The sequence below is a fragment of the Aquaticitalea lipolytica genome, from assembly GCF_014641635.1.
GTDB lineage: Bacteria > Bacteroidota > Bacteroidia > Flavobacteriales > Flavobacteriaceae > Aquaticitalea > Aquaticitalea lipolytica.
This window is the reverse complement of sequence record NZ_BMIC01000011.1, coordinates 14,321-29,611: the sequence shown is the minus strand read 5'-3', so window position 1 is coordinate 29,611 and position 15,291 is coordinate 14,321. Positions and strand designations below refer to the sequence as shown.

The window sequence follows — 15,291 nt, the reverse complement described above, 5'->3', positions numbered from 1 at the left end:
TTTCTAAATAAACCTCAGTTGCATTTGCCAATGCCTCTAAATCATTTTGATTGAACGCAATTGAAATGTTAGTGACCACATGTGATTGGTTTTGATTTAATAAGTAGTTTTTTACATCTTCATTTGAAGCGTCGTTTAACATATTAATCAATCCTATCTCATCGGCAATCTCAATGTTTAAAAATTTAGGTTTGTTTTGCAGAGAGTCTATATAATTAATTTTAATTCCCTTTGGTTGCACTTCATTTGCTACACTAAATATTTTATACAATGATTTATTAAAAGAAATTGGAGTGATTTTAACTTTAATAGGGCTTATGTAATTTGGTATTCCTGAATGATTATAGGTCTGCTCTAAAACAAAGTTTTCATCAGTACCTATACTCCCTAAATCAACACTTTGCTTCGTTGATTGGTATTGCTTATTTTGTACTGAGATTGTTTTACAACCAGTAAGTAAAACAATAATACAACATAATAAAAAACTGCTTTTTCTCATGCTTTGAGCTTTTAAGTAAATATAATGGTTTCTAATAAATAAAAAATGAATTTTAGCTCCAAAAATAAATCTTTAGATGCGCTTCCAGATACTTTTCACTTTTGAAAAACATATTGTTTTTCTACTTAATCGCTTAATATGAGTTCTCAATGTTAAGTTCATTCGCTCAATTTTATTAGTACAATATTGAAATCGTTTATGAATTGATTTAGGAATTAAACTAGGGTAAATATTTAATCTATCTGTATAAATTTTATCGGGTTGGAGCAAAAGTACTTTACGTATTAATGGTCTTATGTTTTCTTTCGATTTACTGCCAACAAAAAAATCAATGACTTGTTTTGTTTCTCTTTCAATAACATAAGTAATCCAAGTAAAGTTGTCTTTCTGTTTTATATAAGTCCATAGTTCATCAATTTCAAATTTACAGCCTAGTTTATTAAAATATTGAGCTTTGATTTGATTACTAATCTTTACCATTCTTGACAATACAGTATTTTTTTGAAATACCAATAATTCTTGAAATACTTAAAACACCACAGCCTTCTTTTAGCATACTTTTTATTAAAGTATTTGTCGTTTCTTGGTAAACGATATATGAATAAGCTTGTTGAAAATAGGAATTACAGCTTTTACAAAAATAACGTTGTATCCCATTTCTTTTTCCACGTTTTATACAATTACACTTGTTACAGTTTTTACAATTCATAACCACAAATATAATCAAGCGTCAATTTGACCCATTACCTTCATAACCAAGATAATACAAAATCAATTAAAAGATATAAACCAAAAGCAAAGATTAAAAGTTGTCTTTTGGATATGCTTAATTTCAATGACTTTATAATAAAATCTGACATGAAGAATAATACTATTAGAGCGATAATAATAATTATCACTCTAAAGATTATTGGGTTTTGTTTTATTAATTCCATAATTTAATTTTTACCACCATTCCACCATTCTAGCCATTTAGAACCTTTGAATAAATCTTGAAAGGATGTTGGGCCAACTCTTTTTCTATTCCCATCAGGATTTGAAGGTGTTTTCATTTGCTTAATGGTCGCCCCATTAATCACTTGTTCAACACCATAAATCATCATATGACCATTATTTTGACCAATTTCATTTTTGAGCATATCACCTGCTTTTCCAACTACCGTATCAAAACTTGTCACACCACCTACTAGCCCTATTATTTTTTTAGTCTTACTGTCTAATGTACTCGAAATAAACTTATCAACTCCACCAAATAAAGATATAACTGCAACTCCTGCTTTAGTGGCTTTTGTTGTTTTATCTGAAAGCTCATTAATCTTATCCTTGTTATAAATACCTTCATTATTCTTATTGTAATCAGAAACGACTCCTGTCCACTCCCTTAAAGCAGAACTCCCATCATTACTATTAGCTCCCCTAGTTGCAGTTGTTGGGTCGCTTGCAGAAATTTTACCATTAACATCTTTCGTTATAGTGCCTGAAGTTGTTGTCACAGTTGTTCCGTTCGTAACATTTCCATTTGCATCAACAGTATTAGTAATTGAACCCGATGAATAAGTAACCGACACACTTCCATCTTCATTTGTTGTTGTTGTTGAAGTTGTGGTCGTTTGAGTAATGTAAGTAACATTATTTTTGTCAACTCTTGAACTTATAATAGTGTTTGTTTCTTTAATTGGGTCTCTCGCATCAGCACCTGAAGGGTCAACCCAAAAAATAGGGTTATTATCAAAAGCCACGTAGGGCGACATTGAATGATGAGTAACTGGGTCAATTCCTGTAAACCTTCCTAATGCTGGGTCATAATTTCTAAAATCCATTTCGTGAAGATTTAGACCTAAAGCTTTTTCAAATTCAACCCCTTGAAATTCAAACTTAGTCGCAACGCTATTAGTACTAGGACTAACAACATTATTATACCCTTTATGTTTCAGTCCAAAAGGATAGTAGTTGTTTTCTTCAACAATTTCAATCTCTCCCCTTTCCAAAGTGACATGGCCAACATAGAAATAGGTCGTCGTGCTAGTATTAGTGTCGTCCTTATCTATGTGGAAGGATTTAATAGTGTTTCCTGAATCCAACATAGTAAGAGTGTACTCACTATGTCCCGATTGTAAATTCCAGTTGAGCACATTATAACGAACAAGGTTATCGTTAGAATCAAATTCTGGCAGATATAACCTTACGTCCGACTGTGTATTACCTTTATCAAAATCAACCTTTACCTTAAGGGTTTCCCCAGTAACAGTAACTACGCCTGTTAAATCATACCTTATTCCTTCCCAAGGTGAATCTACGTTGGCTTTGACTCTACCATTGTCCAATAAATAGTTGACTGAACCGTTTTCTTGCCAACCATTAAAATCATTTTCAAAATCAGAATCTAAAATTTGTTGATAATTCCCTTCAAGATCACTATAGCTCAATCTTATATTCCCCAAGTGGTCTTTGTATTGATAGACATAATTATAACCGCCTTGTCCATCTGGTTCTACATACCCTTCGGCATGATTAAAGAATTTTAGAATTGGATTGCCTGCTAATGTTTCATAAATATAATTACCAGCATAAAAAGTACTTTGGTAGGTACCAAAAAGAGGGTTTACTGTTTTACTTAACTTTGTCCCAGTAGCATCATAAGTATAGACTATATTCCCTTGATTAGCGATTTGAATTTGTGTCGGTAAATTCAAATGGTTATAGGTAATACTTGTTATATTTTTGTTTTTATCCTCAATCATATTGCCATTGGTATCATAACTATAATCATCACCTGTAGTGTTGCCATCAATAAACCCTTCGGTTTGTTGATTGGTAATGGCATCATTCACTTTTGTTAATTGATTGCCATTATAAAAATAGGTTAAATTATCGAATATATCAACAGCACCAACACGCTGTAAGGATAAAATGTTTCCATTTTTGTCATAATTAAATCCGTTTTCGTGATACCCATCTGCTACACTAAACCCACTTCCAGTATTTATTGACATGTTAGCGGTTGTTAATCGGTTTAATGCGTCATAACTATAAGCATAGCCTCTTGTTGTGTTTGTAGATACATCGTTAGCAGTTTTCCAAGTAGTCTCACTAATGTTTCCATTATAAAGCGGTGTATTGGTTTGTCCTAACTCCGTAGTGTTGTAATTAATACCAAAGGCAAACAAATCAGTACCAAGATTGGATTTATCATTAATGCTCTTTAACCAGCCTCTAATGTTGTATTTATAGTCTACAACTTGTAATGGTGAAGCTTCAATACCTCCAACGCCTTTATTAACCAATTGCCCTAACTCATCATAAGTGTTGTTAACTATAGTTTCAATATTTCCTGTACCTATTTGCTGGTTTTGAGTTAGTAATCTTCCTGTGTGGTCATACGTAAAATTATCAGTAACGATAATTGGACTGTTACTGTCTTTTGTATGTGAGCTTTCGGTTTTTAAAACCTTACCAACAAAATCTAATTGAGTCTTTATAATATCTGTTGTATTTAAATATGTGTTTTTTGAACCTATATATATTGGTTGCCCTTTCTCATCATAATAGCTTACTGTAGTTGTCCAATCATTTGTACCAAGCACTCTTACTTTGCTTCCTGTAGGTAATGTTTTGGTATTAGAACTTACTGGTGTTCCAAGTACCACATTAGGATTTGAAAATGCTGCGCTCAACTCTGGGTTATAAGTATCATAGTAGTTGATGGTGTATACCGTAAGGGTGTTTTGTGGATATACGTTATTGGTATAATATAAGCTGACACCATTAATATTGGTTGGGGTACTACTCGAGGTTTCCGAAAGCACTGTACTTGAATTAACAAAAGCCTGAATATCAATTCTTGTTAAATTACTTATATGCTGACCTGTAAATGCTACTCTTCCAAAAGCGTCATACTTTGTGAATAACCACCCTTTTTTGGTTGGATCATTAAGCCTCTGATATTCGTCTTGTGTTAGTACTGGACGATCTAATTTATCATACACAATATATTCCCACCCTTTTTGTGGTATTTTCTTTTCTACTAGCCTGTTTCTGTAATCATAATGATATTGATAACATAAATCATTAACAATATTAGTTTGAACAGAATAGGTAGGTAGGCTAACTATTAATGTTTCACTTATACTACTCAATACTCCACTCCCTGAAATATGTAAAAACCCATCTTGTATAGATACAATATAATTAACTCCTCCTGTAGTGATTGTCCCAACTATCATATTTGGAATCGTGGTATCTAATTGTACTATTGGCCCATTTCTTAAATTAATTGGCGTATTAAATGAAGCACTCATCTCTACAGTAAGATCAAGGTTAACATCATCAATTGTAATATTTAACTGCCCTGAACAATCTGTAATTGTTTTTTCTCCACCTTTATCTAACGGTACTAAATAATCGCAAGAAAAAGTCTCATCATAGTTTTTATACCCATTAGTACTCAAAACCAAATCACTCCCTTTTGGTGATAGCACATACGTTAGATTCCCAAAATCATCATATACATAATAGGTGTCATGTGGTACTTGATTGGTATAGGTACGTTTTAAAATGACACGACCTTGTTTGTCTTTAAACTCTTCTGTTGTATGGTTTTTTAAATCTGATGGCTTCCAATTCTCATCTTTAGTAATGGTTTTATACAATTGGTTGGCTTGATAAAGCCCTGAATAAAACAATTGTGGTTGCTCTGTATTGCCTGTTGGAAAGATTACTTTGTAATAGGCTACTTCATTTGTGCTATTGGTCTTATATTCAAACTTAATGGTGTGATCTGTGTCGCTCTGTTTGTCTATTTTCCAGTCTATCCCTGGCGCGCCTTGTTCTAAAACTCTATTTAGTGGAGAAGATTCATAATGCGTTTCACTAAAAGGGTTTGGAACACTACCATTAATATCAACAGGGTATTTTGCAATATAATACGCATTTAAGTCAGACAACAAATTTGTAGGGTTTACAAAACCAAGACTAGTACTTGATCCATCTTGAAGCGGATTGGCATAGGGTAGATATTGCTGGACTTGCCTTCCAAAAGCATCGTAAACAATGGGTACTAAAATATCTTGCTTATTACCTCCTGCCTGTCTGGATATTTGTTGTTTTGGTCGTCCCAATCCATCAAAATATGTGATGCTTTCTATTTTATCATCCTCTGTTAGTGGTTGTTGGGTTACCGCATTGGTGGTACCATCTAAAGTTTTGACTTGATAGGTGGTATTGTAAATATAGTTCTCAGTTGTTGTTGGGCCTTGTGCCATGGCTATTGATGACACAAATAAAGCTGCTAGTGTGTAGTGTAACTTTTTCATAATCATCATTATTGTTTATAGTTATACTGATTCTCACTCAAAATATTACCATCCTTATCCTTGACATGTTTCAATCGGTTAAACTCATCATATTCGTAATACATCGTATAACCTTTGGCATCAGTCATACTCGTGACACCAATTAATGGATCATAGGTGTAGGTCGAGACCATGGCTTTAGAAAGTATTGTGTTTGTTCGCAAATTACTCTCTTGAGTTGGTGTTAAACCTGAATTGCCTAAATTAAAACCGACTCCTAAAACTGATTCAACTTCTGAATACGTGGCATTCTCTATCTTGGCTACTGGGTATTGGTCGTTATAACCCCAAACATAAACAATCCTAGTACCTTCAGATTTTGAAAGTTCTTTTACATTACCATTATTATAGTAACTTATAAACTTTATTCTGTCTTCTAATATGTTTGATGAGGAAAATTCTCCTTTACGTGTTTGAATAGATTCTGGCAGTACTAAATTATTTTGCCAATTACTATAATTTGTTCTTTCAGTGGTTTTTGATAAAACCATATTATTAGGATCTATAATAATGCTTTCTTGTTGTATTGGTTCAACAATTCGATGTTGTCCATTAGGATTTGTTACAGAAGGTGATTTAAGTAAATTTATTGCTGATAATTCATTAGAATTAAGTAAATCATTTCCTAGCGATGATGCGCTATTAATATCGTCAGGATAATATGTTTTTTTAATTATAGTGTTCCCATCACTAACATTTGTTTCAGTTCTAGTCGCTTGCAAGTGTTGTGAATTCTCATAAAAATAATTTACTGTTGTAATAATTGGATTTAATCCATTTAAATCATAATTTTTTTCAATTGTTTGATTTAGATATCTCCATTTGGAGTTTACTAAATAAGAATTTAAACTATAATTATTTAATGTGTAACTGTTCCCTGACATTTCATTATATGTAACAAGTTGTTCAGAGTGATACGCTGTATAACCAAGTAGTTGACTCTGTAATGATTGATCAGTAACATAATTATTATGCTTTTCATTTATTAGCACTAAATTAGTATCTACTAAAACATATTTTTTCTCACTTAATAATTCCCCAGAACCAAAACCATTTGTGTAAGGTGTTCCAATTATGGGGTCAAAATTAATTGTAGGAGGATTATCAAAAATGACATTGTATTCATATTTAATAGCTCCTTTATTATAATTATCATTAAACCTTTTAACTACTGAAGAATATCCTATATGATAGGACTGACTAAAATATAAACTATTTAGCGTTGACGAACTTAAATTAGCTTTTTGTGTTATATTATTATTGTTGTTAAGCACGAAAAATGAAATTGCTGGTCTTATTTGCTCTCGTGTCCCAGATGAACAGGTAAGACAGTCTAAATCTCCATAGTAGTAGTCCTCAGAATATGAATTTCCATTGTCGTCATTAGATATGATTTGTTTTATTCTCATACCTCCAACTTCTATATTTCCTTGGGTCACTAGAGTTTGGGTAGCAAAGTGATGGCTAAAAGAAAGACCTGCATTCAAACAAGGTCTATTTATTGTAACTTTGAATTCATAATTATGTCCATCTATCAATTTGACATAAACAGGGTTTGAGTTAGAGTAATTGTCATCTATTGTAATTGATGTCCCTAGAGATGAAGGATTTCCACCATAAATAGGATTTACATAAAAAGTCATTAGGAAGGGATTATTGACATCCGTAATATCATAAACATGAAAAGTGGCTTTCGTATGATATGGATCATATTCCCCACAATTAGAAACAGGATCAACATACAAATTAAGAAAAACATCTTCGTCAATTGCATCATTTACAATAACACTATTAGAATGAGTTCCGTATTCTTCTTCGGTCTGTATACTTGTTGATTTAAACGTTTGACCACCACCAATATATTGAACAATCTCTCCATAGTAAGAATGAGGCTCATAACTAAAAGAATTAAATCCTTTAGTTGGATATATAATCTTCTTTAACAACCCCTTAATTCCAAATACTCCATTTGAATTTCTATTCCCTCCTACATTTCGAAATACATAAGGTACATCAAAAAAAGGATTTAAATAACTGCTTTGGTCATAAAACGATAAATCTGAAGGCACTAAGTAAGTATTAGCTGAACCATTAAAATAACCCCAAAAATCTCTTGAGTAAGTTAATCTAGGAGGAAGATCATTAGGGGAAAAATACTCAAACACATAACTATTACTTTCGTTCTGGTCTCTATCGAATGGGGTAATCTTTTCAAGAAACAATCTAAATGTGTTATTTTCAGAACCTATATTACTAAAATTAGAATCTGAAGTTGCAATAATATACTCAAAATTATATCCATTAATTAGATTATTATTTTGATCATATAATTTAGTATTGTTTAGTTTTAATAAGTTGTTTCCAATGCCTCTGTTGACATAATTAAATTCAACTTTACCATTATCCCAAATTATACTTGTTAAATTAGAAATAGTGCTGTGAGATTTATTAATTACTGGCGCAGGATTAAGTGGATTAATTGATATTCCTGCTTGTCCGTTAGACCCAGTTGCAGTGACTGTTTGTGAAATTCCAGAATTAAAATTAAAATTATAGTTTATATAATTAAATATAATTTCCTTTCCATTAAGTAACTTTATTTTAGATAAGTACCAAGCAACATCTGTCACATCTGATGGCGGACTAAATCCTCCTGATCCCAAATCATCTGACCTAGAGTAAGATTCTTCTGTAGCATTAATTCCTCCAAACCAGTATTCAACTCCATAGGGATCTGTTAATTTAAAATCAAAATCATTTTCAGTAGTAACATTTGTTAATCTTTCAATTTTTAATGGTGATGGTTCAACTTGTGTAGGCTGTAAACTGTCATTAAGAAAGAACTTTCCAGTATACCCATTTACATTGAATACAAAAACATCAGGCTGAGTATCTATTGATGGAGAAGTAAGCACTCCATGCAAAAAAGTTCTCATATCATCTGAATTAAAGGGGTAGTTTGGTAAATTAGTCCTATATACTTCATCCGCTTTATCGTTCAAAATCCTCGTGATAACCCCTCCTGCATTCAAAGACCATTCCATTCCAACTTCTGTTGCAAATTTATCAACATTTATTCCATTAGAACTATAAGATAGAGTTATTGGGAGTTTAAAATTTGATTGATTTATTTCGAAAAGCGGAATCGAATATTGCAACGTCCCTGTAAAAATGCCAACAGGAACCTGTCCATACTTTCCTAATTCAGATGCGGTTGGCGAGGCAGGAGTGAAACTAGGGAGGTCTTGAGAATATAAGAAAGTAGAACAAAATAATGACTGTACTACTAAAAGCAATTTAAATTTTTTCATCAATTTTAGTATAATGGTTAATAATTAACTATTATTTTTTTAGGGTAGAAATCTCAATTATACTATTAATTGAGGTGTAAGCTAAATAAGTAATTTAAATTGATAAATTGATAAGGTTTTGCCTTACAATAAGTAAGGTAAAACCCTCAATTTTGACATTATAGAATTACGATTTTTTACGCTAGAGGAAGAATTTCCTCTCAGGTTTTTATAAATTAAAGTTTTTTGATTTACTGCCAACAAAAAAATCAATGACTTGTTTTGTTTCTCTTTCAATAACATAAGTAATCCAAGTAAAGTTGTCTTTTTGTTTTATATAAGTCCATAGTTCATCAATTTCAAATTTACAGCCTAATTTATTAAAATATTGAGCTCTTATTTGATTACTAATCTTTACCATTCTTGACAATACAGTATTTTTTGAAATACCATAATTCTTGAAATACTTAAAACACCACAGCCTTCTTTTAGCATACTTTTTATTAAAGTATTTGTCGTTTCTTGATAAGCAATATATGAATAAGCTTGTTGAAAATAGGAATTACAGCTTTTACAAAAATAACGTTGTATGCCATTTCTTTTTCCACGTTTTATACAATTACACTTGTTACAGTTTTTACAATTCATAACCACAAATATAATCAAGCGCCAATTTGACCCACGGAGAAAAATAAAAGCCTTATTTAATAGGCTTTAATGAACTTTCATTGTTTCAATGAACAAGAATGAGCCTCCTATTAGAAGCTCACTTTTTATTTAAACTATTGATAATCAATATTAAAATTTTACTTTTTTTCAAAAGCGCCATTCTGAACCATTACCCCCGTTTGCTCCTTAAAAGTTAATCCAAGCATTTATATTTTAAAATAAAATTTTCGTTCTTCCAAGGAAATAATTTATCACTAAATAAATTACTAAATCGCGTTTTTATATAAAACTTTTTTTGAGTCATAAACCAATAGTAATCAACTATATTACTTCTGTAAAAAAGCTTATCGCTAATCTTGTAACTTCCTTCTTCAGTAGATGTCTTTAAATCATAAACTGTAAGTATATTTCTCTTTTTAAGATAAGAGATTTTATCTAAAGACTGCAACCACATAGCATTAGAACCATTTATAGATATTCTGCTAATCTTTTCAGCTTCTATATCATAAACAAAGATATCTTTTGAAGAACTATAAAATATAATCTTACTATCGTTTAAATTCCAAGGCGTCTCCCCTAAAAACAATCTTTCCTTATGGTCGTACTTAAAAATAATTTCATCATTGTTTAAATCAATTATTTTCAAAAGACATTTATCATTATCCGAAAGGGTTTCATCAGAATAAACAATCGCTATTTTTGTTCTATCATTTGATAATGATATACTTGCTATGTAAGAATTTTCGTTTAAGGAAGCTTTAAAACATATGCTATCTAAAACATTATACTTCGTTGATTTTTCAATTTTTAAAATACAATAATCATATTCCTTATATAACTTATCTTTATCTACACGATTTATTAAAATAGAATTCTGTTCAACCAAATTTTTATGTAAGAAGTAATTGTACTTTTCTTGATTTGGTAGTTGTACCTCTGTACTATCTGCAAAGCGTAATCTCTTGATTGATGTTCTTTGTGTTTGCTTTAAAAAAAAGCTATCATCAATTTCATCACTCAATTCAAAACAAATATTTGAATCGTCATCATTTGAACACGATGTAAATAAAATAAATACTATTAAAATTAACCTATAAAACATCTAAAAATCCATTTAGTTATTTGGATTGGATATAGTTAAGTCGGGTGGTGTTGTTCCGAACCAATAACTCTGCCCTGGTTTAGCAAACTCTCTCGGTAAGGCTGTGCTATTAGGTACTTTAGCATGTCCAGCTCTCATAGCATCTATTACAAAGTGTTTACAGTTTTGTGATGTAACATTATAAGGATAAATAAGATTAGTTGCGGCATTATCTGCATAATCTATAGCAGCAGCCTTATTTGGTATATTGACAAAATATACTTCTATATTACCCCTTTTCTTTCCACCAGAGTCAAAGCTCCAAAAATCTCCATCATTAACATTTCTCTTCCTTATTATACTTTTCACTCCAACAGGAACTCCTTGTGGTGTTGTAACATCTGTCCAACTAACGAATCCGTGAGTAACATTACCATCCGCATCAACTGGATGAGAAGCTTCCCAGTAATTGCCAGTATCAGGGTCTAAAAGAAAACTATGATTACTTCCTCCTCTAACATTAACATAAGCTAAATAACCTGAAGTGTCCCCAACAATAACTTCATTCAACTGAAATGGTGTTAACAAGCTCAAATCTCCACTTCCAAAATCCTTTGACCAAGTATTGCCTCCTCCATCGGTAGCCTGCCCAGATACTACAGAAAAAACACAATCCCTACCACCTTTGGTCGTACAACCACCATCAGGGTCAGTTACCGCAACAGGATTATTGGCCATCGCCAAGTAAGGGCTAAAGAACTCTCCTTTTGGGTCTGGACTTATCCATCTGCCAATTCTCGAATCGTACATTCTTAACTGGAACGCATTAAGTCCAGTCTCTGGGTCTTCCTCCGCATACTCACCCTGGTAGCCATACCTGTAATCTCCTTCGATATTTTTGTTAGGCATTGGCATCCCGAAGGGATAGTAATCTGTTCTGTTAGTTAAAGATAGTGCATTATTACCATCTTTCAAAACCACTGCTCTTACATTACCAAGATGGTCTGTTATCTGGTATACATAGCCTCCTTCCTTTTCATCGGTATAGTATACGCCCAATCGACTTGCGCCATATACTGGTATTTCTTTTTGTTCCACTTGGCCTTGACCTGATTTTGTATAAATAGACATCACGCTACCTGATACATCTCTGACATAATAGGTTACTTCGGCATTGGTACTTAAATAAGATTCTTTTCTAATACGATGGCCCCTGTCATTATAAAAGAAAGCCAATTTTGTTTCTGTAGCAACCTGCAAGTGAATATTGTCTAGATAAATATTACCCCATTGTCCATCCCTTTCAACTTCTACGACAATGGTGTCGGTAGTTGGAGTGAATTGAAAACTGGCATGCTCATCAAAAAAATTATCGCAATCTGTATCATTACATCTCGGCGGTGGGTTAGGGCCACATACCATATCCGGATCTGGAGATAGGCTCGGATTTGGAGAGTTATAGACCTGACTTGCTAGTACATTGCCATTAGCATCTTTGACTCTGATAATTGCTCCGGCCGGAATAACTTGGCCTCCCAGTGTCTGTGAGTGCTGTACAATGACATCCATATCTAGTTTATGCAGTGCATTGGGCACTGTTCTATAATGACCTCGTACCAAGGCAGCATCCATCGATAATGAGACGCAGGATGTATACCTAGTATTGACCACGGTGCACTCAATACCTTCTCCTCCTACGGGAACTATGCCTGAATTAATATAATTAATACGTATCAATGGAATCTCCGATGATCCATTAGGAGCTTCATAGTCCCAATTATTTACATCATTATCTGTGGCCAATGAAAAATCATTTTCATAAAGCGAAGTCCAATCATTAGTGCTGGTCGAGGCAAAGCCATTGATTTTTGTTACCAATCCAGATGCGTTGTACTCATAGGCCATCTCGTCCTGTAAGCTAACCTCTAATTGGCCTATGCTGTTGTAGATATAATTATCCACTGCTGGGCCTAAGTATTGATTTTTTAAATCATTGAAACGTATAGGATTACTATTGTCATTAGTATCTTCAACAGCAGTAAGCTGGTTCTTATCCTCTTTATAATGATAGGTAAATTCATCCATAGCATTGTTGCCATTGGTATCAGTAACCCCATTGCGCTTTAAGGTGACAATATTTCCGTTCTCATCATAAGTGATGTTGGATACTTCATAATCTTGATTAGCGTCTTGGGTAAACTCTGGTTTGTACTTCCCTGTGTTATAAGGCTGCCCTGTATTAATATCTGTGATGACAATTTCTTCTGCATTTGAAGTACCATAAACTGCTCCTGACAACCAATTGTTTTTGTTGTATGAATAATTATAGGTGTCTGCCGTTGGAGCCGATGGGATGGCATTGTTCCACCGAATACTTCCTATATTGCCATTGAACTGATTGTTTGGGGAGGTGCTTGTCAATCCGTAACTTAAGCTACTTTCTTTACGATTGTAGTCGTCTATATGATAATCGATAATCATCCCGAACACATCTTCTTTAAACCCTGTGGTAGAGGGACTATCGTTGCCTGGATCTGTAAACCCTATGACATGTGGTGAATTGATGGCTTTCAATTGACCATTTATATTATAAACATAATCTATTCCTTGGAGGTCTTCAGCGAGTTCAGTACGTCTCAATGCACCAGTTTCGGTATAATAATACTTGGCATTATTGGTAAAGTGAATGTCGTCAGTAGAAGTATTAACCTCTACAAGTTGCCCAGCTGTATTGTATTTGTACTGATGTATGAACCGTTCTGAAGGAACATGTCTTTGATAGTCTACTTTTATGACTTGCCCTGTGATTGGGTCATATGTGTAATCAATGGTGTTGAAACACTGCCCATCTGGTTTTTGCACGAGCCATTTTACACGTCCATAGACATCATAACTGTACCATGTTGTATTGGTTTGAGGGTTTTCTGTTTTGGTTCTTGAGACATTACCATATAAAAACGTTTGCTTATATCCTTTTGAAGGAATATTGCATTTACTCAATAGATAATCAAGACCTAGGTCGGGAACATCGTACAATGTAAAATGTTGCTCTTTGCTATAGGTATCGTTTAGCCCATCGGGACTGTCAGTAAGATTGAGAACCGTATCACTGAACCATTGATAATAATCTGTATTGGTAAAATTGGTATAGGTATCAGGATTTAAGTCCTGTCCATAATACACACCACTCTCTACAGGTCGCCCCATCTCATCATAATTAGTGTATGAGAACTCTTTAGCTGCTTTTTGTTTAACGTTTCTTGAAAAGCGTATCTGCCCATCGGTTCTATAAACAAATCGTGCTTCGCCTTCATCTGGGCTTGTTGTCTGCAACAATTGTCCCAAACTGTTATACTTAAAAGTGCTCTTTACCTCTGTTCCTATGGGTTGAGAAGAGCTCAATAACCTGCCTGCTCTATCATATTTGTTGAGGCTGTAGTCATAATAGTTGATGTTATAGGTCAGTGTAACAGGATTGCTTGGGTTGTACTCATAACTGTTTAGGTCATTGACCACTAAACGATAAAATCCTGAAGGCAGTACTGAAACAGATGTATATACTTGTGTCTCTGTAACAAGGTCATAGATTTTTAATGCCTGACCTGTTGGGTTGTTAGTGATGGTCAGTCCCGAGCATCCTACAGGGATATGAATATCCACAAAACCCTGTTCCTTTATTTTAGAGGTCATCAAGTAAGTCTCCAGCGAAGCATTGTCTTCATTACCACTACGTGCCACTGCCAAGGTATTACCCTCACTATCAATAAATACAACTGTTTCGACACCATGAACATCTCTACTTATAGTTTTTGTAATCCGGTTATCGTTATAAGACGCTATCCCAAAGGCTTTTACTGTAGAAAGCTCTTGGGCCGCAGGCATACTAAAATTATAGCTCTGCATCCATTGCCCATTAATTTTATTGCCTCCCAATACTTTTTTTACGGAACCTGGATTGAGGGTACTATAAACCGTTCTGCTAAACGGATAGGAGGTAACATCTTGATTTGGATAATTAGGATCTTGATAATTGACACTATAGAAGTGCCCCAATGTATTAGGTGTTGTACCCAAGACAAATTGTGGAGTGTCTGGATTGCTCTCAAAATTAGTAGTGGTGTAAATCCCATTAGACTGATTAAGAATAAAATCATTCTTGTATCCAAACGATAATCCTTTTGGAGCGCTTAAACTATTGAAGGCTGGGCGCCCATGGTAATCGTAAAGCGTTTGGCTTGCCCATACCTTGCCAGTCAATATGTCCCAACTCTGGCTCTGGGTGCTCTTGCCTAAATCATTGAAATATCCAACACTCTTGCCTATGGTCTGACCAGAAAAATCATAACTAACACTGCTAACCCAGTTCTTATCCAAATCCGATGGAGAAGGAGGTAATTCTTG

General features: G+C 33.6%; 5 protein-coding genes and 2 pseudogenes. All 7 read right to left on the bottom strand.

Translation table 11 applies throughout. The features are described from left to right. Positions 1-499, bottom strand: a 499-nt coding sequence (locus IEW41_RS13965; protein ID WP_188607000.1) for a hypothetical protein, incomplete at its 3' end; no start/stop codon positions are given. Between the two features lie 52 nt (positions 500-551). Continuing rightward, a pseudogene (locus IEW41_RS14690) lies at positions 552-1,208 on the bottom strand (IS1 family transposase). A 229-nt stretch (positions 1,209-1,437) separates the two neighbouring features. Further along, on the bottom strand, positions 1,438-5,811 hold the full coding sequence (locus IEW41_RS13955) for a DUF6443 domain-containing protein (protein WP_188606998.1): 4,374 nt from the start codon (positions 5,809-5,811) through the stop codon (positions 1,438-1,440). A gap of 8 nt (positions 5,812-5,819) precedes the next feature. Further along, the gene (locus IEW41_RS13950) at positions 5,820-9,161 is read right to left on the bottom strand and encodes a hypothetical protein (protein ID WP_188606997.1); all 3,342 of its coding nucleotides are present in this window, start codon (positions 9,159-9,161) and stop codon (positions 5,820-5,822) included. Positions 9,162-9,384: 223 nt separating this feature from the next. Further along, positions 9,385-9,788 (bottom strand): annotated as a pseudogene (locus tag IEW41_RS14685) (IS1 family transposase); the annotation flags it as partial. A 214-nt stretch (positions 9,789-10,002) separates the two neighbouring features. After that, positions 10,003-10,830: a hypothetical protein gene (locus IEW41_RS13940; RefSeq protein WP_188606995.1), complete on the bottom strand. Its 828-nt coding sequence runs from the start codon at positions 10,828-10,830 to the stop codon at positions 10,003-10,005. A gap of 93 nt (positions 10,831-10,923) precedes the next feature. Further along, positions 10,924-15,147 (bottom strand): RHS repeat-associated core domain-containing protein, encoded by a 4,224-nt coding sequence (locus IEW41_RS13935; RefSeq protein ID WP_188606994.1) that lies wholly within the window; start codon positions 15,145-15,147, stop codon positions 10,924-10,926. Between the last annotated feature and the right edge of the window lie 144 nt (positions 15,148-15,291).